Origin of the sequence: Limnobaculum zhutongyuii (genome assembly GCF_004295645.1) — a bacterium.
GTDB classification, from domain to species: Bacteria; Pseudomonadota; Gammaproteobacteria; order Enterobacterales; family Enterobacteriaceae; genus Limnobaculum; species Limnobaculum zhutongyuii.
This window is the reverse complement of the sequence record NZ_CP034752.1, coordinates 3550497-3576120: the sequence shown is the minus strand read 5'-3', so window position 1 is coordinate 3576120 and position 25624 is coordinate 3550497. Positions and strand designations below refer to the sequence as shown.

The 25624-nt window shown below is 44.9% G+C and carries 26 protein-coding genes and 1 other RNA gene; 11 read left to right on the top strand and 16 right to left on the bottom strand.

Features of this window, described 5'->3' with window-relative positions:
* The first annotated feature begins 60 nt into the window (after window positions 1–60).
* From gspL to iagB, 6 genes are all read left to right on the top strand, one after another.
* On the top strand, window positions 61–1164 hold the full coding sequence (gene gspL, locus EKN56_RS15945; protein WP_168189673.1) for a type II secretion system protein GspL: 1104 nt from the start codon (window positions 61–63) through the stop codon (window positions 1162–1164).
* Window positions 1161–1637 (top strand): type II secretion system protein GspM, encoded by a 477-nt coding sequence (gspM, locus tag EKN56_RS15940; RefSeq protein WP_130592694.1) that lies wholly within the window; start codon window positions 1161–1163, stop codon window positions 1635–1637. The genes gspL and gspM overlap by 4 nt, the downstream gene beginning before the upstream one ends.
* Window positions 1634–2449, top strand: coding sequence for a prepilin peptidase (locus EKN56_RS15935; RefSeq protein WP_130592693.1), 816 nt, complete (start codon window positions 1634–1636; stop codon window positions 2447–2449). The genes gspM and EKN56_RS15935 overlap by 4 nt, the downstream gene beginning before the upstream one ends.
* A 495-nt stretch (window positions 2450–2944) precedes the next feature.
* Entirely contained in the window at window positions 2945–5656 is a 2712-nt protein-coding gene (locus EKN56_RS15930) for a glycosyl hydrolase family 18 protein (protein ID WP_130592692.1), read from the top strand.
* A 104-nt stretch (window positions 5657–5760) separates the two neighbouring features.
* Window positions 5761–8340, top strand: coding sequence for a chitinase (locus EKN56_RS21510; RefSeq protein ID WP_130592691.1), 2580 nt, complete (start codon window positions 5761–5763; stop codon window positions 8338–8340).
* Window positions 8341–8416: 76 nt separating this feature from the next.
* Window positions 8417–8851: a type III secretion system invasion protein IagB gene (gene iagB / locus EKN56_RS15920; protein ID WP_130592690.1), complete on the top strand. Its 435-nt coding sequence runs from the start codon at window positions 8417–8419 to the stop codon at window positions 8849–8851.
* Between the two features lie 58 nt (window positions 8852–8909).
* Here iagB and EKN56_RS15915 read toward each other — a convergent pair whose 3' ends face one another.
* The 5 genes from EKN56_RS15915 to EKN56_RS15895 form a co-directional block, all read right to left on the bottom strand.
* Window positions 8910–9524: a helix-turn-helix domain-containing protein gene (locus EKN56_RS15915; RefSeq protein ID WP_130592689.1), complete on the bottom strand. Its 615-nt coding sequence runs from the start codon at window positions 9522–9524 to the stop codon at window positions 8910–8912.
* A gap of 262 nt (window positions 9525–9786) precedes the next feature.
* A complete protein-coding gene (gene dolP / locus EKN56_RS15910; protein WP_130592688.1) occupies window positions 9787–10365 on the bottom strand; it encodes a division/outer membrane stress-associated lipid-binding lipoprotein in 579 nt (192 codons plus the stop codon).
* 13 nt (window positions 10366–10378) lie between these two features.
* Complete coding sequence (gene diaA, locus EKN56_RS15905) at window positions 10379–10969, bottom strand: DnaA initiator-associating protein DiaA (protein ID WP_130592687.1); 591 nt, start codon at window positions 10967–10969, stop codon at window positions 10379–10381.
* Between the two features lie 45 nt (window positions 10970–11014).
* Window positions 11015–11416, bottom strand: coding sequence for a YraN family protein (locus EKN56_RS15900; RefSeq protein ID WP_130592686.1), 402 nt, complete (start codon window positions 11414–11416; stop codon window positions 11015–11017).
* On the bottom strand, window positions 11374–13158 hold the full coding sequence (locus tag EKN56_RS15895; RefSeq protein ID WP_130592685.1) for a penicillin-binding protein activator: 1785 nt from the start codon (window positions 13156–13158) through the stop codon (window positions 11374–11376). The genes EKN56_RS15900 and EKN56_RS15895 overlap by 43 nt, the downstream gene beginning before the upstream one ends.
* 63 nt (window positions 13159–13221) lie before the next feature.
* On the opposite strand from EKN56_RS15895, the gene rsmI reads away from it, so the two are divergent.
* From rsmI to EKN56_RS15880, 3 genes are all read left to right on the top strand, one after another.
* Entirely contained in the window at window positions 13222–14103 is an 882-nt protein-coding gene (gene rsmI, locus EKN56_RS15890; protein WP_130592684.1) for a 16S rRNA (cytidine(1402)-2'-O)-methyltransferase, read from the top strand.
* 86 nt (window positions 14104–14189) lie between these two features.
* Window positions 14190–14566: RNase P RNA component class A (gene rnpB / locus EKN56_RS15885), an RNA gene on the top strand.
* A gap of 188 nt (window positions 14567–14754) precedes the next feature.
* Window positions 14755–15117, top strand: a complete 363-nt coding sequence (locus EKN56_RS15880) for a hypothetical protein (protein WP_130592683.1) — start codon at window positions 14755–14757, stop codon at window positions 15115–15117.
* Between the two features lie 48 nt (window positions 15118–15165).
* On the opposite strand, the gene EKN56_RS15875 is transcribed toward EKN56_RS15880, so the two are convergent.
* From EKN56_RS15875 to EKN56_RS15830, 10 genes are all read right to left on the bottom strand, one after another.
* Window positions 15166–15573, bottom strand: coding sequence for a hypothetical protein (locus EKN56_RS15875; protein ID WP_130592682.1), 408 nt, complete (start codon window positions 15571–15573; stop codon window positions 15166–15168).
* A gap of 43 nt (window positions 15574–15616) precedes the next feature.
* Complete coding sequence (locus EKN56_RS15870; protein WP_130592681.1) at window positions 15617–17089, bottom strand: substrate-binding domain-containing protein; 1473 nt, start codon at window positions 17087–17089, stop codon at window positions 15617–15619.
* Between the two features lie 134 nt (window positions 17090–17223).
* Window positions 17224–17535: a hypothetical protein gene (locus EKN56_RS15865; protein WP_130592680.1), complete on the bottom strand. Its 312-nt coding sequence runs from the start codon at window positions 17533–17535 to the stop codon at window positions 17224–17226.
* A 276-nt stretch (window positions 17536–17811) separates the two neighbouring features.
* The gene (locus EKN56_RS15860; protein ID WP_130592679.1) at window positions 17812–18120 is read right to left on the bottom strand and encodes a hypothetical protein; all 309 of its coding nucleotides are present in this window, start codon (window positions 18118–18120) and stop codon (window positions 17812–17814) included.
* A gap of 54 nt (window positions 18121–18174) precedes the next feature.
* Window positions 18175–18528 (bottom strand): hypothetical protein, encoded by a 354-nt coding sequence (locus EKN56_RS15855; protein WP_130592678.1) that lies wholly within the window; start codon window positions 18526–18528, stop codon window positions 18175–18177.
* 15 nt (window positions 18529–18543) lie between these two features.
* Window positions 18544–18852 (bottom strand): hypothetical protein, encoded by a 309-nt coding sequence (locus tag EKN56_RS15850; protein WP_130592677.1) that lies wholly within the window; start codon window positions 18850–18852, stop codon window positions 18544–18546.
* A gap of 44 nt (window positions 18853–18896) precedes the next feature.
* Window positions 18897–19217: a hypothetical protein gene (locus EKN56_RS15845; protein ID WP_130592676.1), complete on the bottom strand. Its 321-nt coding sequence runs from the start codon at window positions 19215–19217 to the stop codon at window positions 18897–18899.
* A 5-nt stretch (window positions 19218–19222) separates the two neighbouring features.
* Entirely contained in the window at window positions 19223–19543 is a 321-nt protein-coding gene (locus EKN56_RS15840) for a hypothetical protein (protein ID WP_130592675.1), read from the bottom strand.
* Window positions 19544–19635: 92 nt separating this feature from the next.
* The gene (locus EKN56_RS15835; protein WP_130592674.1) at window positions 19636–19962 is read right to left on the bottom strand and encodes a hypothetical protein; all 327 of its coding nucleotides are present in this window, start codon (window positions 19960–19962) and stop codon (window positions 19636–19638) included.
* Window positions 19963–19970: 8 nt separating this feature from the next.
* Window positions 19971–21617, bottom strand: a complete 1647-nt coding sequence (locus EKN56_RS15830; RefSeq protein WP_130592673.1) for an S-type pyocin domain-containing protein — start codon at window positions 21615–21617, stop codon at window positions 19971–19973.
* A gap of 635 nt (window positions 21618–22252) precedes the next feature.
* On the opposite strand from EKN56_RS15830, the gene EKN56_RS15825 reads away from it, so the two are divergent.
* Window positions 22253–22453 (top strand): hypothetical protein, encoded by a 201-nt coding sequence (locus EKN56_RS15825; protein WP_130592672.1) that lies wholly within the window; start codon window positions 22253–22255, stop codon window positions 22451–22453.
* A 144-nt stretch (window positions 22454–22597) separates the two neighbouring features.
* A complete protein-coding gene (gene yidD / locus EKN56_RS15820; protein ID WP_168189672.1) occupies window positions 22598–22978 on the top strand; it encodes a membrane protein insertion efficiency factor YidD in 381 nt (126 codons plus the stop codon).
* Between the two features lie 116 nt (window positions 22979–23094).
* Here yidD and torA read toward each other — a convergent pair whose 3' ends face one another.
* Window positions 23095–25575 carry a trimethylamine-N-oxide reductase TorA gene (torA, locus tag EKN56_RS15815; RefSeq protein WP_130593740.1) on the bottom strand — a complete coding sequence of 827 codons (2481 nt, stop codon included), beginning with the start codon at window positions 25573–25575 and terminating at the stop codon, window positions 23095–23097.
* Between the last annotated feature and the right edge of the window lie 49 nt (window positions 25576–25624).

Sequence of the window (25624 nt, the reverse complement as noted above, 5' to 3'; positions counted from 1 at the left end):
ATTAATAATGAAACAGGCACTTTTTATCAGATTAGGTTCAACGTCGGATTCACCCGTTTGGTGGTGTGCGTTGCAGGCTGGAGTGGCATCTGCCCCGAGCGTCTGAACAGTTGGGATCAATTATCTCAACTGCGGTCACATCCGTTATCACATTATGTTTGCCTGTTACTTCCTACCAGCGATCTGATCTTCCGTCGTTTTAAGTTACCTAAAAAATGGGCTCTGCATCAAACCCCGCAGTTTACCTGGATAGCAGAAGACTCACTGATGGGTGAAATTGATGATTTGCACTGGACCGTTATGCGCCGTGCAGGAGGCGAGCTGGATACTGTGGCAGTACGCAGTGCCAAACTGCAGCAGTGGCTGGATGCGTGTAACAATGCCGGACTTAAAGTGATTCAGGCATTACCGGATGCTTTGTTGCTGCCGGAAAATCCTCAGGGGCATACCGTTGTTTCTCTGGAAGATCAGTGGTGGGTTCGCTATGACACGGGTGCCAGCGTGGTGGAAACTCCGCTATTACCTGATTTACTGGTTCGTTTGCCTCAGGGAACCAGACGTAGCTATGGTGATTTACCGGAAGGTATGACGACGGATGAAGCTAATCCGTGGCAGCATCCATTACTGTTAATTCAGGAACGCTGGCGTGCTGAGCGGCTCAATGTACTGCATGGCGTGTTTAGCCAGACCGATAACCGCGCTGAGATTTTAAAACGCTGGAAAAAACCACTGATTCTTTCTGTGATTCTGGCTTTTTGTCTGAGTCTGTTTCCTCAGTTTGCCGTGTTGTGGAACGTGAAAGACCGCCAGAGCGCTCTGGCCGAGGAAACCCGGCAGGTATATCAACGTTATCTTCCCGGAGAGGTACCGCCCAGCAACCTCAAATATCACTTTGAAAAAAACATTAATAAAGCAAAAAGTGGATTTTTTACTCAATTAGAACAGCTGGATATGATGAAACAAGCCTATCCGGATATTGAGGTTCGCTCAGTAAAATATGATGGCAAGAACGGAGCATTGACGCTGGATGTTAGCTCAATGGAAAAAGACCGCATCTCCGCGTTTGTTACACAAACTCAGCCGATCTTTGGCTTTACGTTGCAGCCAGGTTCGACAAATCCGCCATATACCGGCGTTCTGATTGGGGGAGATGTCGCAAAATGAAAGAGAAACTAATTGCCTATTTTAATGCCAGAGCGCCGCGGGAACGAGTGCTGATGGTTTTAGGTGTGATAACTCTGCTGTGGGGAGTGCTGTTTTACGGTTTATGGATCCCTTTACAGAACGCAGTACAGGAAGGATGGCAGGCAATTTCCCGCTCTCAGGACACCATTACCTGGATGCAGGAGCAAGCGGAAGATCGCGATTTACCCACTTATCAACTGATTGCCGCCGATCCTAAACAGGCAATAGAACAGAGCGCGGCTCAGGCAAAAGTCACGTTGGCACAGATGCAAATGGCGGCTAACAGTGCCGATATCATCATTGATAACGTGCCTTTTTCGTCGCTAAAAAGTTGGCTGACAACGCTAAACAATACATCAGGAATTCGAATTGAGAACATAACCATGGCTCCGGCAGACAATGCTGGAGGGGTAAAAGTCCAGTTGAAGCTGGCCTGGGGCCCAAGAGTATGAGTTCAGCAGAACAGCTGTTTTTTCTGCTGCGGGGTGAATATTTGTGGTTATTTTGTCTGCTAAGTGCGGTGCTGGGTGCCGTTGTTGGTAGCTTTTTGGGAGTGGTGATAGAGCGTTTGCCCTTGATGCTTAATCATCAGCCGGGGGAACCAGAGCTGAGTCTGGCTCTGCCACGCTCTCATTGCTCACAATGTCTGCACCCGTTGTACTGGTGGGAGAATATTCCCATCGCTAGCTGGCTGGCATTACGCGGACGTTGCAGTCAGTGTCACAGTGCCATACCCGCTCGATTATTATGGATAGAGGTGACAACAGCATTACTGTTTTGCCTGATGGCGATATTAATACCATCACCAGAGAGATTATTAGCGGCATGGATACTGGTCGGGTTTTTACTGGCGCTTAGCCTGATTGATTGGTGGCATATGTTATTGCCGGATGCATTAACACAACCGCTACTTTGGCTGGGATTGCTGATTAATGCCGGTAGTGGTGCGGTTAAATTATCTGATGCCGTCTATGGTGCCGTTGCCGGTTATCTGTGCTTATGGTTGCTCTATTGGTTGTTTCGGGGACTGACGGGGAAAGAGGGGCTGGGCTATGGTGATTTTAAACTGCTGGCTGCATTGGGTGCCTGGTTAGGATGGCAAGCGCTACCCTTTTTATGTCTGATTGCGGGTCTGTCAGGAATGTTCATTGGTGTCTGGAAAATCTGGCGCTCGGGAAAACAGATGCCATTTCCATTTGGTCCTTGTTTAAGTATTTCCGGAGCAATATTATTTATATTTTATAATTCGCATATATATCTTTAGCTTAATAAAAAGAATGTTTTTATTTTTTTAGTTTAAGGAATAAAAAGTTATTCGTTGCTATTGTTTTAAGACTGATGAAATTAATTTAATTAATGAATAAGTATTAGAAAAGTATTATTTAAAAATAATTAATGAAATTATATCTGAGAGTTAAGTTTTATTATTCTTTTACCATACTATCTTTTATTTTTAACGAAGCGTTTTTGCGGTTTATTTTATTGTTTTTATTGTGAATTTAATGATTTTTTGTTTTTTATGTGACTGATTGGTAAGTATTTTAATGATTATTGCGTCTCATAAAGATAATGAAGGTGATATATCTAATTATTTAATATGAGGAAATCAATGTTGGGTTAATTTCAGAGGAGTAAGGTCAGGTCTTTTTAATTAAGTTAATTCTGCTTTCAACGAATTTTTTAAGATTTAATGAGTGCTTTTGTGTTTTTATTTCAGCATAAGGCAAGGTGTTTATTTTACTGATAAAGGTATTCATAAATGAAATTAATGAAGCCCAATATTCTGGCATTGATTATTGCCACCCTAGCAGCTCCTGCGTGGGCTGCTGTTCCTGGTAAACCGTCATTAGGTAGTGGTAATGATAAGTTTGCTATTATCGAAGTCGACCAAAGTGCAACTGCTTACAATGATTTAGTCAAAGTCCATGATAGCGCTACCGTTACGGTAGAGTGGAGTATCTGGAGTGGCGATACCGGAAAAACAGCCAAAGTACTGTTTGATGGTAAAGAGGTCTGGAGTGGTTCCGCTGGCAGTAGTACTGGCAAAGCTACTTTTGCGGTGAAAAAAGGTGGACGCTATCAGGAACAGGTGGAGGTCTGTAATGATAGCGGCTGTACTAAAAGTGATAGTAAGCTTGTTATCGTTGCGGATACCGACGGTAGCCACTTACTCCCACTGGCACCAACGATGAAAGAAAACAATAAAACGTTCAGCAAACATACGGATAAAGTGATTGGCGCCTACTATGCCGAGTGGGGCGTTTATGATCGTAATTTCCCGGTTGATAAAATACCTGCCGCTAACCTGAACCATATTCTGTATGGTTTTGTGCCTATTTGTGGCGGCAATGGTATTAACGACAGCTTAAAAACTGTTGATGGGGGTAGCAGCTTTGCAGCATTAGAGCGTTCTTGTGCTGGTCGTCAGGATTTCCAGGTGGCGATTCATGACCCTTGGGCTGCCATTCAGAAACCGCAAGCTGGCGTTACCGCCTGGGACGACCCCTACAAAGGTAACTTTGGCCAACTGATGGCGCTGAAAAAGGCCTATCCGGACCTGAAAGTACTACCTTCTATTGGCGGTTGGACGCTGTCCGATCCATTCTATCAACTGAATGATAAAACCAAGCGCGACCGCTTTGTTGCATCAGTCAAAGAGTATCTGAAAACCTGGAAATTCTTTGACGGTGTGGATATTGACTGGGAATTCCCGGGCGGTGGCGGTGAAAACGAGAAATTAGGTAATCCACAGGTCGATAAAGTTACCTATACCGCGTTAATGCGTGAGTTACGAGATATGTTAAATAGCTTAAGTGCTGAAACCGGTCGTACCTATGAGTTAACCTCAGCGATTGGTGTTGGTAGCGACAAAATTGAAGACGTTGATTACGGTACTGCACAACAGTATATGGATCATATCTTTATGATGAGCTATGACTTCTATGGTGCGTGGAGTATGACCGATCTGGGCCACCAAACTGCACTGTATGCACCGGCATTCAGACCTGATACCAACTATACAGCAGATAACGGATTAAAAGCCTTGTTAGCTCAGGGTGTTGATCCGAAGAAGCTGGTATTGGGTGCAGCGATGTATGGTCGTGGCTGGACTGGCGTACGCGGATATACTGCCGGTAATCCATTTACCGGTACTGCCACCGGACCAGTGAAAGGTACATGGGAAAGTGGTATTGCGGACTATCGTGAAATTGTCAACAAGTACAGAAATGGTTCTGGCTGGACTTATACCTACGATACAGTCGCACAAGCCCCTTACCTGTTTAACTCTTCAACCGGTGATTTAATTACCTATGATGATGCCCGTTCTGTCGCAGCAAAAGGCCAGTATGTTCTGGATAAAGGTCTGGGCGGTATGTTTGCCTGGGAAATTGATGCCGATAACGGCGATATCCTGAATGCCATGAACGAAAGCCTGTTGGGTACCAGTTCTGGCGGTGGCGGCGGTGAAGTTACACCTCCAGCTCCGGTTAACCAGCCTCCGGTAGCAACGGCTGCTGACCAAAATGTCACAGGTCCGGTACAAGTTACTCTGGATGGTTCAGCCTCTATGGATCCGGAAGGTGGCAAGTTAACTTACCTGTGGAGCAAAGTGTCTGGTCCAACAGTCACATTAACCAATGCTGCAACTTCAAAAGCGAAGTTTAGCGCACCGGCGGTTACCACTGACCAAACCTATGTATTCCAGCTGAAAGTGACTGATGACAAAGGCCTGAGCAATGCGATTGAAGTAAAAGTCGTTAACAAAGCGCCTAAAGCCAACCAGGCACCGATTGTTAATCTGATCGATAGCATTTCTGTTGCATCTGGCGAATCCGTGTCATTGCATGCGCAAGCAGGCGATCCGGATGGTGATACCCTGACCTACCAGTGGACCGTTCCAGGTGAATTATCAGCAGGGGCTACTAATACGGGCGATTTAACTATCACCGGGCCGGTTGTCACCTCTGATACTACTTATAACGTATCCGTCATGGTTAGCGATGGTAAAACCAGTACTCAAGCCAGTACTCGCGTTACCGTAACACCTCCTCCAGCTCCGGAACCAACTCCAGAGCCAACACCAACGCCGAATCCGGATGAGGGTAACACTGGCGGCGGCGGAAGTGGCGGTGGTGCAACTGGTAGCTGTTCTAACCCAGTCGACCCGGCAGCGGCCAGCCAACCAGCGTGGTCAGCTTCTAAGGTTTACAACGGTGGAGAAACAGTAAGCTTCAACAATCTGGTATGGAAAGCGAAATACTGGACTCAAAACAACCAGCCTGGATTTGGTGCCGATCAGTGGGAATTGGTCAGCAAAGTCAAACTGTCCTGGCGTGCGGATATCGTCTATAACGGCGGTGAAACAACTTCCTTCAATGGCTCCGAGTGGAAAGCCAAATGGTGGACCAAAGGTGACGAACCTGGCAAAGGCGATGTTTGGGTTAAACAAGGCGCTTCTGATTGTAAATAATCGTTGAGCCATCAGGCGTGCAGTACCAAAAGTACTGCACGTCATTTCCCAATCGGCCATTTTTGCCGGTGGCTAAAAAACCATTCTTAATCGGAGCATTTATTATGAAGATGAAGTTGCTATCGAAAGCATTCCTGGTACTGGGCTTTTGTAGCATGGCCTCGTCGGCCATGGCACTGGAAGCCTGGAGTGGTCAGGAAGGGAGTGATAATTATCAGGTTATCTATTCCGGTAATGTGTATACCAATGCCTGGTGGGTAGGGGCAAGTGATTGTCCTGCCAGCTCAATTCAGAATCCTGACAGTAACGCATGGCGTTTTGTCAGGGCAGCGACCGAACAGGAAATAAAGCAGTACGGTAACCCGACTACCTGTGATGTATCTAATGGTGCTGGCGCAGTCGTTGCCCCTAATTTTGATAATACACAGTCCTATACTAAGGGAACCGTTGTTGCTGCTGCTGGCGCTACTTATAAGGCAACAGCAGATATTCCCGATCATACTTTTGAACCAGGAAAATCCAATCCCTGGAAGGCTTACGCTGCGGCTCCCGGATGGGCTGCGGATAAAGTTTATGATGCCGGAGAGATTGTTATTGTAAATGGTCAGGGTTATAAATCTTTGTTCTATAACATCGGTGATAACCCAGCCAGTGTTGATAACCAAAGCCCGGATGGTAATAACGGTCGCCCATGGCAGTCATTGGGTCCACTTACTAACTTTACCGATCAGGAATTGGCTAAAGCACCAACCCTGAATTTAGAAATGACCTACGCAAGCGGGGCTCTGGTTAAGTATCAAAGCATTCCTTATGTTGCGCAGTCGCAGGTTCATAAAGTGAAACCCGATGATAAAACATCCTGGGAGATTTACATTGACTGGACTGGCACCAAAGAGCGCGTTGGTAAACCAAACTCAACATGGCCAAAACATGTTTATGCTCCTTATGTCGACTTTACGCTAAACAGCATCCCTGACTTAGCTTCTCTGTCGAAAAGCCAGAATATTACTCACTACACGCTGGCCTTTATTGTGGCTAAAGATGCGAATACCTGTCTGCCAACCTGGGGTACAGCCTATAACATTAACGACTATACCCAATACAGAAAGATTAAAGAGCTACGCGAAGCAGGCGGTGATGTAATGGTTTCTATCGGTGGAGCCAACAACACTCCGCTGGCAGCGGCCTGTAAAAACGTAGATGACCTGCAAAAACAGTACTATGACATTGTTGATAACCTGAATCTTAACGTTCTGGACTTTGATATTGAAGGTAACTGGGTTGCAGATAGTGAGTCGATTCAACGACGCAACGAAGCGGTGAAAAAAGTACAGGATCGCTGGCGTCAGGAAGGTCGTAAAGTGGGTATCTGGTATACCTTGCCAATTCTGCCAACCGGATTAACTCAGGAAGGGATCTATGTACTGAATGATGCTAAAGCCAAGGGTGTGGATCTGGCTGGGGTTAACGTGATGACCATGGATTACGGTAACAGCATTTGTCAGTCAGCAGGAACAGAGGGGCAAAATATTCACGCTAAGTGTGCGACATCAGCAGTTGATAATCTGTTTTCTCAGGTAAAAGCCATTTGGCCTGAAAAAGACGATGCTACCGTAAATGGGATGTTAGGTACCACACCAATGATCGGCTATAACGACGTTCAGGGTGAAGTATTCTTTATGTCTGATGCGCGAGTCGTTTTCCAGCAGGCGAAAGATCGTAATATCGGCATGATCGGTATTTGGTCAATGTTCCGCGACCAGCCGGGAACTGCCGGATATGTAGGGCCGGAAAATAGCGGGATGACCGAGCAGCAGGCACCAATATATGCCTACAGTAAAGTCTTTGCCCCGTTCACTACAACCAGCGGTGGTCAGCCAGTTCCTCCGGTGACCGGAAATGTTCCTCCGGTTGCTAATGCGGGTATCAGCCAGACGGTTGATGGCTCGCAAGCAATCACTCTGGATGGTTCCGGCTCTACCGATCAGGATGGTGATGCGCTTACCTATCAGTGGGAGCAGACCGGTGGACCAGCCGTTACTCTGACGGGTGCTGATGCGGCGAAAGCCACCTTTAGTGTTGAACAACCGGTACAGCACGCAACCTATAAGTTCCGTCTGACGGTTAAAGACTCTGAACACAGTGCCTATGCGGATACGACCGTTTCCGTGGTTAATGCGGCGCAACCAATCGCACCAACATTAACGCTGGCTCCTAGCTGGCAGGTACAAAGTGGTAGTCAGGTAGTGATTACGGCGACAGCGACCGATCCTGATAGTACTGGTAATCAGTTAACCTGGAGCTGGACTATCCCAAGTCAATTGACTCAGGTTACCGGACAAGGTACCAATACCCTGACCATTACGGCACCATCCGTCACGACAGTGAAGAGCTATCAACTGACAGCTCGGGTTATTGACCAAAATAACCTGAGTGCAACGGCAAATACTGCGCTACAGGTCAACCCGGTAGCGACACCAACGCCACCGACTCCATCAGGGGATTATCAATATACATATCCGAAAGATATCAGCAAATATACTGCCGGAACCCGTGTGTTAGGGAAAGATGGCAGCATTTATGAGTGTAAACCATTCCCATATTCTGGCTGGTGTAGCCAGGCAGCGTGGGCTTATGAACCGGGTAAAGGCGTTAACTGGAAAGACGCCTGGGATAAACGTTAACTATTGACTAAGACCCGTTATCGCCAGGGTTGGCGATAACGGGCAAATAGTAAAGCCCTGTACCGGAGAGCCCATAATGAGAATCACCGCTTTCTTTACACTTATGGCGATCAGTACCGCAAGCTATTCAACCTGCTGGGATGAAGCAGCGGGTTACTTCAATATTGATCCCCGGTTATTAAATGCGATAGCGCAAGTTGAGTCGGGTATGAAAGCCGATGCTTATAACTCCAATAACAATGGAAGTTATGATGTTGGGCTAATGCAAATTAACAGTTCCCATTTTTCTCGCCTGAAAAAACTGGGTGTTGATGAGCATGTGCTGGTAAACGATCCCTGCATTTCGGTGTTAGTAGGTGCTTCCATTTTATCAGAAATGATCGGTCAGTATGGTTACACCTGGGAAGCGGTAGGCGCTTACAATGCCGGAATGGGTGAAAAACGTCACGATTTGAGAATGAAATATGCTTATCGGGTATGGCAGCGTTACCAAAAGCTGAAAGAAAGATAATGGATAATCCTGATAGTGTTTAAAACCGCTCTGGTAGTTTACCCACGTGCTGTAATTTTCAATTTTCAATTTTGATATATCCCCCCTGCTTAAGTGCAGACAAGATATTCATAATACGGCTGCGGGAAAAGTTGGTCCGTTCCTGTATATAGGTGTAAGCGCTGGTATTTTGACGAATTTCCTCAGGCTCACGCATCAGCTGTAACAGGTGCAGGCAGATTGATTCATAAATGGTCGTCCCCGGCAGATAATTTTCTCTCTCCATGAGCGTTTGAATAAAGTAAGCCTGTAAATACATTAGGCTTATTAATGCATCATTTTGATAAATAACATCTAACGCTGTTTTTACTGATAAAATACCCGCATTAATTTCAGTTTCTGTACGTAAAAAGTAATTATCCTGACGAATATCCAGAGAGGCAATTCCTATGATTGTTGGGGCGTGGGTATTGGTTAACACCATGCCATCTTTATTCCGACATACTGACACACTGCCTTCAATCAATAAGATACAAGACGACTCATTGTTATTGTCTAGCTGAATAGTTCGATATTGTTTATAGGATTTAAAGGTGGTTAGTGGCGTTAGAATTTCCATCAACTTATTGATGTGTTCAGTAGGTTTACCCTCCCGAACCTGAAGATAGGTTGTTTTATCATTATCGGAATTCATTTTATGCCTTATATCATAATGTTTATGGGTAAATTAAGCATAAGCAAGAAACGGTAAATTTCACAGGAAACAGGCCTGAAAAGTCTGAATTTTCAATAATAGTGGGAATTGTTTACGGTTGAACTGAATAGAAGTTACTGAGTTTCGGTTTTCTTATAGAAAATTAGACTATTGAGAATCATTGAATAAGACATCACAACGAATATTGATTTCCGTTGTGATGTCTTATGAAGATTGAATTAAATCATCTCAGACCAGAGAATTACTTAACGTACTGGAATACGGTAATAACCTGTTTTACGCCGCTGACTTCGCTGGCAACTTTCGCGGCTTCCTTACCCTGGGCTTCAGTCACCAGACCTAACAGGAATACTTCACCATTCTCTGTCACAACTTTCACATTGCTGGATTTCACTTTGTCGCTGGTTAGCAGTTGTGAGCGAATCTTAGTGGTGATCCAGCTATCGCTTGAAGCGGTACCGATTTCAACCGGCTTACCTTCACGAACTGCGTTATGAACTTCCTGTGCGCCATCTACGCCGACAGCAATATTTTTTGCACGCTCAGCCAACTCTGCTTTTGGGGTTTGGCCGGTTAACAAAACGCTGCCGTGGTAAGCGGTAGTGACAATACGAGCTTCTTGTTTAATTTCTTGATCTTTCGCAATAGCACTACTGACACGGGCTTCTAATGTCACATCATCTACCTGCGTGCCTACTGTACGTGGGTCGGTAGCGGTTTTAGTGGCCATAGCTGCACCACCGGCGACGACTGCCACACAGCCACTTAGCATGGTGGTACTCAGTAACATAGCCAATACAGTAAGGTTACGGATTTTCATTCAAAAAGCTCCTTCAGTCATCCTGGTGAGGGAATAGGGTGTAATCAATAAGATCGCAAAGGCAGTTGATAATCAACATGTGCATTTCTTGTATTCGAGCTGCCCGATGCGAGGGAATACGGATTTCAACATCCTGCAGGCCCAGTAAACCAGCCAGTTCACCGCCATCAGAGCCCGTCAGAGCGATAATGGTCATATCCCGGGTCACTGCGGCTTCAACGGCTTTGATGATATCACGGCTATTACCACGGCTTGAAATTGCCACTAAAATATCGCCGGCCTGCCCCAGCGCACGTACCTGTTTAGCATAACCTTCATCTTTTACGCCACCATTATTAATGGCGGTGAGGGTGATGGTGTCTGCGCTCAGGGCTAAAGCAGGTAAGCTGGGACGTTCGGTTTCAAAACGATGGATTAGCGTGGCGGCAAAATGTTGAGCATTAGCGGCGGAAGCGCCATTGCCACAGGCCAGTACTTTATTTCCATTCAGTAATGACTGAACAATGCTCATCGCTGCACGGGATATGGAGTCTGGCAGGGCTTCTGCTGCCGCAATTTGTGTTTGGATGCTTTCGGTAAAACAGCCTTTAATTCTTTCTAACATAGTATGAGTTCTGCTTTCGTTTTGCTTGTTAGGCCGAAGAGGGCGCTAGGTCTCACCATCGGCATTGAACGCGTTCGGCAACCATTGTAACTGATTACCGGTAATGGCTAAAACATCGAACCGACAGTTTGTTGTTTCCAGACATAATTGATGTTGTGCTAACCAGCGGGAAGCAGCATAAAGCAAACGTTGCCGCTTATGCCAGGTAATAGAGTCGGTGGCGTGACCAAAGTGTGAATTTTGCCGATAGCGTACTTCCACAAATACCAGAATATCGCCGTCCTGCATAATTAAGTCCAGCTCGCCACCGCGAAACTTAACGTTTGCGGTGACAAAGCATAAACCTGAACGTTCCAGATGGCGACGCGCTATGGCTTCATAGCGCGTACCAACCTGATAGTGGGTTATTTTACCGGAACCAGTTGTCCCTGACGGTATTGTATCCATGGCAATTGACGGTGAACCACGCAATTAGTGTCTGCACTGAGTATGCCTGTGGAACCCGAAAGTTTGAAGTCAGGTAACTGACTAATTTCTGAGAAATGGTTCGCAAGTTCCCATGCATCTGCTCCCATACCGTAAAGGCGGGCCAGAGTATAGTCGCTGCTATATTTGCTTGCGGCCTGTGAAATTGCCGGAGAAAGGCCAACCAACATTGGAATTTCACTAAACTGAAGACCTTCCATCTCAAAGCGGAAATCCGGACCGGCACCCGCCTGATAGCTGCGAGAGCTGGCGTATAAACTTGCCGATTTAGAGGCTTTAGACATATCCAGCATTGGCTTAATCAACGCCAGTTCCGGCTGTGTTGCCACGATATAGATAGCATCTACCGGACCGCTGATAGTACCGGTTACTCCTGAAGAAAGCGTAATTGGCTGACCCTCAGCACTCATACCGCGGCCACCGCTCAGTGCATCTCTCAGACCAGTCTGGTTAGAAAAATATTGGACGCGAGCAGCGTTACCACCAAACTGACTCCACTGATCGGCAAAGGCGCGCGCTACGCGATCGCCCAGGTTTCCACGCGGTGCAATAATCAACGGGGAGGTTTTACCCTGAGCATTGATATGACGAGCGGCATCAGCAGCTTCATCTTCCGGTGACAGGGCGAAATAGCAGATATTTGGACGATCTGACAGTTTTTCCGGTTGATTCAGCGCCAGCATATTGAGCGTTGAGGGCGATACAGCCAGTTTTTCTACGTCAGTTTTGATTAATGGCCCAACAATAACGGAGGCACCATCTTGTTCGGCCTGCGCCAGAAGTTCTTCTACTGGCTTACTACCAGTATCGTAAACTTTTACCTGAGTACCTGCACCAGTAGAGCTTTGTGATTTCGCTGTATTAAAACCTTCCTGAATGGCCGGGCTGAACTTACTGCCGGAACCGGTCAACGGTAGTAATAATGCGATATTAGCGGTAGAGGTATCTGCTTTCTGGAAACCTAATGCACGAGCCAGCGGTGCAGGTAACATTTTAGATGCCGGATGGCGGCTATAGCGACCCTGCCAATCCTTAACCGCAGACTGAAGCATACTGTTGTCTGCTTTATTGTTTTGATAGGTTTGCAGCAACTCAAGCCATTCGCTTAGCGTATTTTCATTCGCATCAACATTCAGCGCGGTGAGCATCGGCATGGTAAATCGGTTTAACAGGTTCCAGGTTTGATCGATTACCTTTTGTTTTTCACCTTCGGTGACCAGAGGCTCCAGATTAATATAGGCACGTAGTTGAGCTACCGGGTCACGACCCTGATTTGCCTGTATTTCTACCCGATAGTAGCGGGCTTTCTGTACGTCAGATAATTCGTTGAGGTTAATGTTTTTTAGCCACTGGAACATACCTTTGCTATCCTGTTGCTTCGCAGCCAGCTCGGCACGTAACAGGAGGCGCTCCTGATCCTGAGCAACCGTCAGCATCTCGGGCAGTTCTTGTAGTATATTCAACGCCTGTTTGGTGTCATTTTCCATGATCAGTGCGCGGACGGCTAACAGCTTCCAGTTTATCTGGGCATCGCCATTGCTTTCGGCGGCGAGTTGCAAGTAGTGAGCTGAGGGTTGAGTCAGTTCACCCTGAATACTGTTCTGTGAGTTATTTAAACTTTGGCATCCTACCAAAAACAGCGTAGCCAGTACTACTGGCAGAGCCTGGCTTGCCTTAGTACGAAGGTATGTAGTTAAACGCATGCTGTATCCAATTTATTGATAATCTTTAGATCGTTAATATTAAACGGCCACCCGGATGAAACCATGAGTCAACACAATCAAGTCGCTATTCTACCCTCGACCCTTTACGTGGTGCCCACTCCCATCGGTAACCTTGGCGATATTACTCAAAGAGCGCTAGATGTACTGGGTAGTGTCTCCCTTATTGCGGCAGAGGATACCCGACATACTGGTCTGCTATTACAGCATTTTGCCATTAATGCACAACTTTTTGCACTGCACGATCACAATGAGCAATCTAAGGCAGACATTTTAATCACAAAATTGAAAGATGGACACAGTATAGCGCTTGTTTCTGATGCAGGTACCCCATTAATTAACGATCCGGGTTACCATTTGGTGCGTCGTTGTCGGGAAGAAAATATACGTGTTATCCCGTTACCAGGGGCTTGCGCGGCGATTACGGCGATGTCGGCGGCGGGTCTTCCTTCCGATCGTTTTTGTTATGAAGGTTTTTTACCGGCTAAAACTAAAGCACGTTGCGATGTGCTGCGTGATTTAGAGACTGAACCCAGAACGTTGATCTTCTACGAGTCGACACACCGCCTGCTGGATAGCCTGCAGGACATGATCACCGTTTGGGGGCCACAGCGTTATGTGGTACTGGCGCGAGAATTAACCAAAACCTGGGAAAATATTAATGGCGCACCGGTGGGTGAATTGTTGGCTTGGGTGAAAGAAGATGAAGTGCGCCGCAAAGGTGAGATGGTATTAATTGTTGAAGGCTATAAAGCAGAGAATGAGAGTGAGCTTTCGGCGGAGTCGTTGCGTACATTAGCGCTGTTACAAAAAGAATTACCCTTAAAAAAAGCAGCGGTACTGGCGGCTGAAATTCATGGCGTAAAGAAAAATGCCCTGTATCGCTACGCGCTGGATCAACAGCAGGGCGAAAAGGAAGACGAGTAGTTTTTGATCGTCACCAACAGAGTTTGCCTGGTCTGTGTTGGTTTGCGTTCTGGCTTATTGTGGCTATCACGGGTATACTCCGCGCCGGAGTCGGCCAGACAGTCGCCGTTTCACCGTAGTCCCTTTGGGGAGACGGGTGGAAGGGAGGAAAGTCCGGGCTCCATAGGGCAGGGTGCCAGGTAACGCCTGGGAGGCGCGAGCCTACGACCAGTGCAACAGAGAGCAAACCGCCGATGGCCCACGTAAGTGGGATCAGGTAAGGGTGAAAGGGTGCGGTAAGAGCGCACCGCGCGGCTGGCAACAGTTCGTGGCACGGTAAACTCCACCCGGAGCAAGGCCAAATAGGGGTTCACATGGTACGGCCCGTACTGAACCCGGGTAGGCTGCTTGAGCCAGTGAGCGATTGCTGGCCTAGATGAATGACTGTCCACGACAGAACCCGGCTTAACGGCCGACTCCAATATCTTTTATAAAGGCACTTTATCTAAAATAAGGTGCCTTTTTCTTTTCAGGTTGTTCTTGATAATAAGTTAAATGAATTTAATATAGCAGGGTATTTACGCAAAATTTACTTGAAGCTTATTTAATTAAAACAATAAATTAACTCATATTAGCGATGTTATTTATAGGAATGGATATCAAGGAATTACAATGAAAAAATTATCTCTTTTAGCATTGATCGTGCTGGCTGTAGCAGGGTGTGCATCTAAATACTCAATTCTGACAAAGTACCATATGCGATGCGATACCGTGAATCCAAGTGCTGATGCTTTTGTCGGATATGTCGATTGCATGAATTCACTGGTTGATGCGGATGAGAAGGTCAGTCAGGGTAGTGGAACCATTAATATTATGGCTACAGCTAACAAGTATAAGGTGCAGGTTTTAGAGAAAAAAATGACCAGCAAAGAAGCCAAGCAGGCTTTCCAAAATCAATATAAAAGATTTACCTTTGCTTCCAATGTTCAACCAGCACCTGATGCCGTTGCTCCTGTCTCTGCTCCAGCTAAATAACACCGTGAATAAAAAAAACCGGCAAATTGCCGGTTTTATATTTAAGCATTACCAAAATTGATACCAGGGTTTTTTGGTAGGTTTCTTGAGCGGTAAAACCCGATGTATTTCGTCGCTTTGAGCATCAGCAACGATGATATTGAGTGCAAGCGCCGTTTCAATGATAAAAGGGACAACCTCCTCAACTCGTGAGAACGAAATGGCCAGCATTCCCATTTCATGACTGAAATTATTGATCATCGGCCCGTCAGCCCACGGACAATCATCAACTTCATCATCACTGCAATCACATAAGCAGGGGTAGCGCGCAGTTAATACTTTATGCAGTTCCAGAAGGGCTGGGGCCTTTTCTCTTTTATCATCATAATACTCTTCTCTGAGCTGAAAGATTTTCTCCCAAGCTTGTTTGTCTGAATCGGGTAGTGGAACGCAGATTAATTCGACGGTATAGCTCATTTAAATAACCTCCATTGTTTTGATTCGATAGCACCACTCTGAATTAGTGAGTTGCACCGATGGCTATATATCCAACATCCTCTATTAGCTTTTGCCCTTGTGGACTAAGGAACCAGTCCATCAGTTTTTGAGTATTTGCAGTAGGCTGACGGGCAGTCACCATATAAACATTAACGCTAAACGGATAACTGCCATTACGAATATTTTCAGCCGTTGGGGCAATACCGTTAACCGATAATAGTTGTAGCCGATCATTATGATTCATTTGGCTGGCATAATAACGAAATGAATAACCGAGGGCATTGCTGGTGTTCTGGTAATTGGCCACCCGACGAATAATACCGCCCATTCCTTGCGCCATTTCTGATTCTAACGGTTCGCGCATGGCTGTATCTTGCATCACTTTCGCCAGCATGGTGGTTTGACTACCGGAACCTTCAGGCCGTTGATAGGGAATGATATTGGTATTTTGGCCACCGACCGCCTGCCAGTTAGTTATCTGACCGGAATAGATCTCACGTATTTGCTCAACGGATAGATTCTTCACGGGGTTATCTTTATGAGTGATAAATACGAAAGCTTCCCGCGCAAAGGGGACCATGGTTAGTGTCAGGCCATTATCGGCTGCCAGTTTCTTTTGCTGTTCTGAAGGTTGGGCAACAAAAATTAAGTCAGTCTCACCGGCAATCAGGGCGTTGTAAGCCTCCGGAGTACGGCGGCTGTGGATATAAGGGGTCACTGAGTTCTCATCCAGTCCTTTATACAGCGCCTGAACGGCTGAGGCGTAAACCGGATAGGCGGCAGTGGCGCCATCCATTCGCGGCCAGTCTTTGTCGATGGATATTGTGGCTGGTGAAGAGAGCGGCGTCAGTCGGTTATCTTCGGTTTTAAAAGGCGCATAGTCCCACAGACTGATGGTTTCGTTAACGGTAAGTTCGCGATTTTCTGTGACTAAATGGGTTTCACGTTGATAACCCTGAAAGGCGATAATAATCAGCAAAATTCCACTTAAAATCAGAGTAGGTAATCGCCCCCGGTAGTTGGTAACGACACTCCCCGATCTTTTGGCTCCAACGGCAAGGCCTAAAGCAAAGCTGATATAGCAAACCACAGGCGTCAGAAGCAGTATCCATAAGCTTCCGGTGAAAAAAGCAATAATGTTTGTTGCCATAAAAGGGATAAACAGACCCATCAGATCGCCAAACGATGAGTGGGTAAAGTCGCCTTTGCTGAGAGCCGTTACGATAGCCCAGGTTAATAAACAGTATATTAACGGCGCTAATACCGGCAGATAACGAGGCAGAAAGCTGGTTGGTAAATTCTTTTTCCGCGCCCACCAAAATCCGACCGGAAAGATAACCAGTGACGCAAGAACGATAGCAACCAGAAAATTTGGAATTAGCATGCCGATTGCGATGCTGGCGACCTGAATCAGAACCGGTAGCCCAATCAGGGTAAGTAATAGGGTTTCTATGATATAGCGTTTATTACGGATGGGTTTTTCCTGATTGTTCATTGGGGACTTCCGTGTGGTGGTTTTGGGGATATTTAATAACGTGGAGTTGATATGGGCTACTATTATTTTTTGCGTTTGCCTGTGAGCTTGTTTATGTAAATTATTCAGTGTTTCTTTAGGTTGCGTATGGAAAGTTAGTTATCTTCGAGCAGATTGCCGTCTTCATCATAAGTAGGGGCACTGTATCTGACTTCTCTGTAAATAACGGCTTCTTCTTTTGTCGCTCGCCAGTTATCTCCACGTATTTCCCACATACAGATTAGGCCTAATAGTTCTTCGGGGGAAGTGGCACTGAAGAAGAGATCATCCTTTTTAGCGTTGTAATAATCCAGCCATTCTTCGTTTTCTTTTGATTCGAGATAGGAATAAACCTCTATTTCATACCCTTTTGACTTTATGGCAAAGTAACAAGGGGAGGCAGTATTTCCTGCGATTCTAATCTTCATTTTCTTTTGATCTCATAGCAAAAAACAAGCTCCTTTTGTATTTTCTGCGGTTAAAATTTGCACTTTTATTTCTTTCATAGCTACTCTTCTTGTTAATAATATAAGAGTGAAATAATTTATTAAGACAGGTATCAAATGCCAATAATGATTATTCCACCATGATTTATCATTTGCTGATTAATCCAAACTATCAATTTTTCTAACATAACTAAAATATCATTCTTATAATTTATATAGTTTAATCTGATATCATTAAGTGTATCTTTTTGAATGAATTTAAATCCAAATAGAATATTTGATAGATACCCCCAACTCAAAAGATTCTCTGATGGTAACTATTAAGTGATTTATATCATCTTTAAGAAGACCCCATTCCTGTTTATTAACGGGAGTGCTTCCCCAGTGACCATGGTTTTTGTATTCATTAACTCTTTGATATACAAATTCTTCTATGAGTCCAAAAGCATCTTCCGTCATATATAATGATGATTGATTATTTACATTACCGTTGGAAGTTAGAGATGCAAACTCGAAAATCAGCCCTGTGTTTACTTCGCTGATTTTTTGAAGGTTAAAATTAATCATATTAGTTTTCTATAATTCCTCATATGGACTCATTCTTCATTCCTTCTATAAAAGCTAGTCATCTTCTATTAGGTTTCCGTCTTCATCATAAAAGGCTTCATTGGACTCGATAAAATGTGGGGCATTGTAATAGGCTTGTTCATACTCCTTTTTTTCATTCCATGTTGCCCGCCAGTTATCGCCTCTCATTTCCCACATGGTAATAATTCCCAATAACTCTTCAGGAGAGTTTCCGCTGAATAGCCTATCGTTTTTTACAGCATCATATTGATAACAAAGGTTAACACCTTGATCCAGATGAGATACAAATTGAGTAATAGATATCTGGTAACCTTTTGACTTTATAACAGCAAAACATGGAAGCCTTGTATTACCTGCGGTACCTATTTTTACATCTAACTCTTCCATTTAGTTCTCCTTTCGCTATCTTGTTGAGTCGTATATTGTTGCTTGCTCTTCAATCTCATCATATTCTCTGGCTTCATCTTTGGTTATGCGCCAAACATCGCCTCGCGTCTCCCACATGGTGATTAACCCTAATAGTTCTTCCGGAGAATCTGCTGTAAATAGTTGACCCTTTTTTATCGCTTCATACATGTAATAACGAGCGTTATCTTTTTCTTCCAGGATGAACAGTGTTATTTTCACTTCATAGCCCTTTGCTTTTAAAGCAGAGAAGCAGGGGGCTTTAGTATTATCTGATGTGGCTATATTTACTTTGAATGAGTGCATGTTAAAACACCTGTTTGAAAGACGTTTGATTAAGAGAAGATTGATTATTCAATGAGTTTTCCGTCTTCATCAAATAGCGGTGCATTTCTGACTTTTTTATTAAATTCATGAGCTTCATTTTTATGAACTCTCCAGTTATCTCCTCTCATTTCCCACATATGTATTAAACCTAAGAGTTCTTCTGGAGAGGAGGCACTAAAGAATTCATCCTCTTTAGTGGCATCATATTGATAAACAACTTTTTCATATGGTTCAGTCCAAAGACAAGATGTAATCCTTATTTCATAGCCTTTGGATTCAATAGCATAAAAACAAGGAGCGGCGGTATTACCAGCAGAAACGATTTGTACTTTTAGTTTGTGCATAAAAGTTATTTATTCTCAATAAGGTTACCATCTCGGTCATACATTGGTATGTTGCAGGTAATATCCCAATATTCATCCGCTTCTTTTTCATTGGCTCGCCAGTTATCACCTCTAGTCTCCCACATGCTAATTAATCCTAATAATTCTTCGGGGGAAGTGGCACTAAAAAACAGGTCATCTTTAGTTGCATTGTAATCAAATGACCACTCATTCTCTTTTTCTGATTCAAGGTATGAAAAAATTTCTACTTGATAGCCTTTGGCTTTAATTGCAAAGTAACAGGGTGAAGCGGTATTGCCTGCAATTCTAATCTTCATATTCATCATCAATATGATGCTCTTTATCTTTTATCGTGAAGAAACAGGGCCTGTTGTATTTGAGGCTGCTGCCATTTGAGTTTTTACTTCTTCCATAAAAGTTAATCATCTTTCAGAAGATTACCATCTTCATCATATAATGGAGAGTTATCAACGTATTCGCCATATTTATGAGCCTCGCTTTTACTTACTCTCCAGCTATCTCCTCTTATTTCCCACATATGTATTAGACCAAGTAATTCTTCAGGAGATGAAGCACTAAAAAATTCATCCTTTTTATAGGCGTCATATTGATAACTAATTCTTTTATAAGGAACTTGTCTTAAGCATGAAGATATCTTTACTTTATAGCCTTTGGACTCAATAGCATAAAAACAAGGGGCGGCGGTATTACCAGCAGAAACGATTTGTACTTTTAGTTCTTTCATATTTCAACTCACTTTGTATTTTTTATGTATTTAGCAGGTATTTGCCCATGAATTAATATTTCATTGTTCTTTTCCATAGTGTAATAAACAGAATAGTCACTACCGCTAGTTCTTTTATTTGAGCTTGATTCAATAATACTTTTAGCTTTTTCTTTAGTAATTATTTCAATAACTCCATTTGATTGAAGTTGCTCAAGATCTATTGATGATACTTTTACAATACGTCCTTTACGAGTAAAATAGTCAGCACCTCGGCTGTCAGTAGAGCTTGTCTTTTTTCCTGAAAAAGAGGTAAGTCTTCCATCACCTTTTTCACTTAAGTGATTGATAATATCCCGAGCAGTAATTTCGCCTTCTTTCGGTAGACCAATCGGACCACCTTTATAATTATCATCCCCCCGAAAAAAATTACTAAACATGACATAAATCGGCGGCATCCCCGAATCCGGTGGGAACACCAGAATATAGTCATTAAAATCTTTTTCTTCTAAAGCAGGGTAATGTTCAGTCGTATCCGCTTTGCCTAACTCATGAATTGGAAAAGTGAGGATGGTAGCCTGATTAAACTCGCCGTTTTCAGGAGAGGGATAACCAATATTAGTTGGAATATCACTGCCTTCAGGTCTAACGGGAGTCCAGATAATGGTAGGTTTGGTTTCGCCAGCTTCCGTAAACTGATAACGTGTTTCAGTGCGATCCCAATCCATATAGCGAACCCGAACATTCTCCAGCGGGTTACCTTCTTCAATATGGATACCGTATACCTGAGCATGATTGCTGTCAGTTTCCTTCCATGCAAATCTTACCCGGGTTTTTACCGTTCCCTGCTGTTTAGCTATTTGGCCTAATTCACTACGAGTGTATTGGGTGAGATCCTTATCAGGGTTAGTAATAAATATTCCCATTCCACTGTATTTCAGCGCCATTAGCATATTAACAACCATCTGATTGCGAACAGAGGTTAACATATTTGGAATGGTGACTGATGGGCTGGAGTAAGTAGCAACAGGCATTAGCTGCATAGCCATCATTGGGCCAGCAGGAGTAGGGACTACAACCGGAACCGGTGCCGCTCCATAAGTTGCATGAGATGTATTTGAGTCAGGATAGTAATGCAAAAAAGAGGGATGATTTGCTTCTGATTCAGAGGAAATTAATGACGCTGCGCCATATAGCAGCATCGTGCCAAAGTTAGTTGATGGTTCAGATTCAGTACCGGCATCAGTGCAACCATCATCCTGCAGGCAGGATTTAGCAAAAACTTTGGCTGTTTCTTTTTCTTCGCTCAGGCTTTTATTTAGTTGAGGTGTGGAGTCAGAAAATGATGCAGATTGAACGCTGCTGGATGATGATCCTGGCACATAATCCTGCTCATCATCTGCAAACATCATGCTCAGATTAGCGATAATTCGATTCGTTCTGGCAGGGCAGCCACAAGCAATCAGATAACCATCTAAGGCCGCTCCTTTGCCATGTATATTAAAGGTTCCTAATCCCTGAATAATGGTGCCGACAGTATTACATTTAGGGCAGGTCGCTCGGTCTCCCATACGGGCAACCTGTCGCCCATCGCCAAAACAGCTATCTGCACCGGTGATAATGACTCCACCCGTTGTCGTTCTGTCACCAATAACGGCTATTCGTTTTGTTGCCATAACCTGTCCCTGTGGTTTTTATTTAAGCTGAAAAACGTATAACACAGGTTTATTCATTAAAATACAGATAGTTATGAAAAAAGTGAGGGGGTTGCTACCAGTTAAAACACAATGGATACAGGGATGGGCCACGTGAGTGATAATAAATTTAAGTAACTATCGTCAGGAGTAAAATGACGCCAAAGAGTTTGAACAGATTAATCAGATGATAAGAAAAATTTTCATCAATAATAGGTTTTAACATCAACAACAGAAAGAATTGGTAAACAAAGTCATCATTGAGTGGTTTTTAACTCATTCTCTGCAAACCCCTCCCTCCATTCTCAAACTTCTGCGAACCATCCCCATAATTCAACATATTGAGCCATAAGCATATTGACCGGTTTACGCTACAAATATACCGTGTGTTTGTTAACCGCTTTTTATGGGTTGGCTTAAAAAGCGAAACCCCGCAGTGCTAGGAACACATACGGGGTCTCTGACCACAACGTTATACAAGGTAACAATTATGGCTATTGAGAAGCATACCCAAACTCACCCTGAATTTATACCTCACCCTCGATCCAGTTTCAGATCCGGATCGGAAAAACGATCCTCTATTTCAGTCGATTATGCAGAAGTGGGAGGGCTCTATCATGCTTAACCTTATCGATTCGGCCCCCAACGATCCGCTGGAACTGGCGGAACAGTGCCTGGCGCTGGCCAGTGCGGTGCTTAAAATTGATGAGGCATCGGTAAAGGAGTCTTTGCAGTTTATTCTGCATGAAAAGATGGAGGCATTATTCCGAATGTTTTATAGCGCGGAAGGGGAGATAAACCAGCAGATTAAACCCTGAGTGATTATGTTATGCAAATGGCCAGAGGTTATCTGGCCATAATTAAATTTTAACGCACAGATTGAAATTTTAGGTATCACATCCTTTTGTTTTATATTATGTTTCTATTCACAGAAAATGACTTCAGGGAAGGAGCAGGATTTCATGTTAGCCAGGCAAATAGCGACAGGATTGATTAAGTTTTACCAACAGCGAATTTCACCCCATAAGGGTTTTTGTTGTGCCTATCGCTATGTGACCGGTAGAGACTCCTGCTCGGGTTATGCGCTAAAAGTTGTGCAACGTTATGGTGTATTAGCGTTGTTCAACGCTATGCCGCGTCAGTTTATGCGTTGCCGTCAGGCTAACCTGCAATACTCTTCAAATATGAAAAAGTGTACGGAAGAGAAGAATAAACCGAACAAATATGAACAGGGCTGCGATATTGTTAGTGGATGCTTAGAGTCTGTGGAAGACATTAGCAAATGCGATTGTTGTGGGGACGCCAGTTTACGAAAAATATTGGTCACATTGTTCAGACGTTAGATATACCTCATCCAACAATGTATTAAGAGAGCGGCTAATTCTCCCTGCATTGAGATAAAAAAACACCGGGTTTCCCCGGTGTTTCCCTATAACAGGCTTAGTAAACCCGCATCCAACTACGCCCCCATCGGCACATCATGAGCGGTATTTTTAAGCATCGGTCCGGTATATTTCTCAATTTCCAACTGAGCCATTTGGCCGCAGTTACCCTGCGCCAGACTGGACGAACCAATATCAAAAGTCAGACAGTTAACGTTACCGTTTTTACATAAGGATTTATCTTCGGCAGGATCCGCCGGATCAAACCAGGCGCCTTCACTGATACGCACTACGCCACTGCGAATATCTTCGCTGACGATAGCCCCCACCAGAATTTGCCCACGATCGTTAAATGCCCGCACCAGATCGCCATTTTTGATGCCGCGTTTTTCTGCATCCTGTGGGTTAATCAGGATGGCTTCCCGATCGGCTACCGCATGCTTCTCACGCAGCGGGGTATTATCCAACTGGGAGTGCAGCCGGTTGGTGGCGTGAGCGGTATTCAGGGATAGCGGGTATTTCTCCGCAATCTCGGCTTTATACCATTCGTGCGGCGGCATCCAGCTTGGATAACCTTTACAGTCGGCATAATTCATTTTGGCGATGGTATCCGAGAAGATCTCGATCTTACCTGATGGAGTACCCAAAGGGTTCAACAGTGGGTTTTCGCGGAAATCAGCAAACCGTACCCATTGGGTATTGGCTTCCGGTACCGGGAAACGCACATAGTTGTTTGATGCCCAGAACATATCAAACGGCGGCAGGGCAACGCGAGCGTTACGGGCCTGCAGTTTCATATCGTCATACATGCCTTTCAGCCATTGGGTTTCATCTTTGCCTTCGGTAAAGGCATCGTGTACCCCCAGACGGTCGGCTAAACCAGCAAAAATATCGAAGTCATTGCGCGCTTCGAACTGTGGCGGAACGCATTGATGCATAGGGAATACATAAAGTTGAGAGTAGTCGCCCCCCATCTCCAAATCATTACGCTCATAGCTGGTGGTTACCGGCAAGACGATATCCGCGTGTTTTGCGGTGGCTGTCCAGTATGGTTCATTTACTACAACCGTTTCTGCATGGCTGTATGCTTTACGCAGGTTGTTGGTATCCTGATGCTGGTGGAATGGATTCCCGCCAGAAACATAGATCATTTTAACATCCGGATAGGTCACTTTATTGCCGTTAAAATCAACGGTTTTACCCGGGCTGGTTAAGCACTCGGCAATACGCGCTACCGGAATCGGAGTTGGTGAATTTTTCGGTGCATTACCCGCTGAGATACCTGCGACAATACCGCCTTTGGCCGTTGGACTACCGCCAGAAGAGTAGTGATAGCTAAAGCCAAAACCGCCACCCGGCAGGCCAATCTGCCCCAACATAGAGGCCACGGTAACCAGCATCCAGTGTGGTTGCTCCCCATGATGCTGGCGCTGTATACCCCAGCCACCCATAATCATGGTGCGATTTTTAGCCATATCACGGGCTAACTGACGTAAGGTATCCGCTTTAATACCGCAAATTGCTTCAGCCCATTCGGCCGTTTTTTCTTCACCGTCGGTTTTGCCCATCAGATACTGTTCAAACTTATCGAAACCAACGGTATAGGTTTTAATAAAGTCCGGGTTGTGCAGTTTTTCCGTCAGCAGCGTATGGGCAATACCCAATAGCATGGCGCTATCGGTATAAGGATGAGGTGCAATCCATTCGGCGTTAACGAATTTCGCGCTGTCGTTATGCACCGGATCGATGCTGATAATACGGGTGCCTTTCTTTTTCAGCGCTTCAAATCCGGTTTGACCGTAGTGGTCCGGCACGTTCCAGCTGTTCTTCAGGGTCACCATTGGGTTACAGCCCCACATCACAACCAACTGGGTGTTTTCAATCACGTTTGGCCAGGCGGTCTGCTGTTCATACACTTCCATAGAACCCACCACGTGAGTCATGATCACCTGCGCTGCACCGGTTGAGTAGTCACCTGCATAGCCAAGGAAACCGCCGCTCAGGTTCATCAGGCGCTGCAGTAAGGTTCGGGAGTTGTGGAGCATGCCGACGCTTTTCCAGCCGTAGGAACCGGCATAGATCGACTGGGGACCAAACTCTTTTTGCAGGCGGGTAATTTGTCCGCTGACTAAATCCAGGGCTTTGTCCCAGCTAACCCGTACCCATTCATCATTGCCACGCAGTTCAGGATGGCTCCCCGGACCATGTTCCAGCCAGCTTTTACGTACCATTGGATATTTGATACGGTTTTTGGCATGAACCTGATAAGGAGCCATAGTAATCAGCTCATTAGGATAGGGATCATCCCCCACAGACTGAACAGCAACCATCTTGTCGTTTTCTACGATGGCTTCAAATGCCCCCCAGTGGGCGGCGGTCAGGATGCCTTTTTGCGCCTGACGCAAAGCCACAAATTGCGGCAATGCCTGGCTGATAGCTTCTGCCAGCGCCGATTTCGGCCACAGGCCACTCAGCAGTGGTACTGCCGCCATAGCACTGGTACCCAGTAAAAAGCGGCGGCGGCTTAGTTTCAGCGGTTGTTGTTCAAACACGGACAGCTCATCAATGCGGCGATCTTCAGAATCATATTTTTTCATTTCTTTTATT

Excerpts from the sequence above, each read along its gene's own strand:
- EKN56_RS15895 (WP_130592685.1), bottom strand. The coding sequence starts at position 13,158 with ATGCGTTTAACTACATACCTTCGTACTAAGGCAAGCCAGGCTCTGCCA.
- EKN56_RS15865 (WP_130592680.1), bottom strand. The coding sequence starts at position 17,535 with ATGAAGATTAGAATCGCAGGAAATACTGCCTCCCCTTGTTACTTTGCC.
- EKN56_RS15875 (WP_130592682.1), bottom strand. The coding sequence starts at position 15,573 with ATGAGCTATACCGTCGAATTAATCTGCGTTCCACTACCCGATTCAGAC.
- iagB (WP_130592690.1), top strand. The coding sequence starts at position 8,417 with ATGAGAATCACCGCTTTCTTTACACTTATGGCGATCAGTACCGCAAGC.
- gspM (WP_130592694.1), top strand. The coding sequence starts at position 1,161 with ATGAAAGAGAAACTAATTGCCTATTTTAATGCCAGAGCGCCGCGGGAA.
- EKN56_RS15850 (WP_130592677.1), bottom strand. The coding sequence starts at position 18,852 with ATGCACTCATTCAAAGTAAATATAGCCACATCAGATAATACTAAAGCC.
- EKN56_RS15860 (WP_130592679.1), bottom strand. The coding sequence starts at position 18,120 with ATGATTAATTTTAACCTTCAAAAAATCAGCGAAGTAAACACAGGGCTG.
- EKN56_RS15830 (WP_130592673.1), bottom strand. The coding sequence starts at position 21,617 with ATGGCAACAAAACGAATAGCCGTTATTGGTGACAGAACGACAACGGGT.
- EKN56_RS15915 (WP_130592689.1), bottom strand. The coding sequence starts at position 9,524 with ATGAATTCCGATAATGATAAAACAACCTATCTTCAGGTTCGGGAGGGT.
- EKN56_RS15835 (WP_130592674.1), bottom strand. The coding sequence starts at position 19,962 with ATGAAAGAACTAAAAGTACAAATCGTTTCTGCTGGTAATACCGCCGCC.
- EKN56_RS15870 (WP_130592681.1), bottom strand. The coding sequence starts at position 17,089 with ATGAACAATCAGGAAAAACCCATCCGTAATAAACGCTATATCATAGAA.
- EKN56_RS15900 (WP_130592686.1), bottom strand. The coding sequence starts at position 11,416 with ATGGATACAATACCGTCAGGGACAACTGGTTCCGGTAAAATAACCCAC.
- EKN56_RS15930 (WP_130592692.1), top strand. The coding sequence starts at position 2,945 with ATGAAATTAATGAAGCCCAATATTCTGGCATTGATTATTGCCACCCTA.
- dolP (WP_130592688.1), bottom strand. The coding sequence starts at position 10,365 with ATGAAAATCCGTAACCTTACTGTATTGGCTATGTTACTGAGTACCACC.
- EKN56_RS15845 (WP_130592676.1), bottom strand. The coding sequence starts at position 19,217 with ATGCACAAACTAAAAGTACAAATCGTTTCTGCTGGTAATACCGCCGCT.
- EKN56_RS15855 (WP_130592678.1), bottom strand. The coding sequence starts at position 18,528 with ATGGAAGAGTTAGATGTAAAAATAGGTACCGCAGGTAATACAAGGCTT.
- rsmI (WP_130592684.1), top strand. The coding sequence starts at position 13,222 with ATGAGTCAACACAATCAAGTCGCTATTCTACCCTCGACCCTTTACGTG.
- diaA (WP_130592687.1), bottom strand. The coding sequence starts at position 10,969 with ATGTTAGAAAGAATTAAAGGCTGTTTTACCGAAAGCATCCAAACACAA.
- EKN56_RS15880 (WP_130592683.1), top strand. The coding sequence starts at position 14,755 with ATGAAAAAATTATCTCTTTTAGCATTGATCGTGCTGGCTGTAGCAGGG.
- EKN56_RS21510 (WP_130592691.1), top strand. The coding sequence starts at position 5,761 with ATGAAGATGAAGTTGCTATCGAAAGCATTCCTGGTACTGGGCTTTTGT.
- EKN56_RS15840 (WP_130592675.1), bottom strand. The coding sequence starts at position 19,543 with ATGATGAATATGAAGATTAGAATTGCAGGCAATACCGCTTCACCCTGT.
- yidD (WP_168189672.1), top strand. The coding sequence starts at position 22,598 with ATGTTAGCCAGGCAAATAGCGACAGGATTGATTAAGTTTTACCAACAG.
- EKN56_RS15825 (WP_130592672.1), top strand. The coding sequence starts at position 22,253 with ATGCTTAACCTTATCGATTCGGCCCCCAACGATCCGCTGGAACTGGCG.
- EKN56_RS15935 (WP_130592693.1), top strand. The coding sequence starts at position 1,634 with ATGAGTTCAGCAGAACAGCTGTTTTTTCTGCTGCGGGGTGAATATTTG.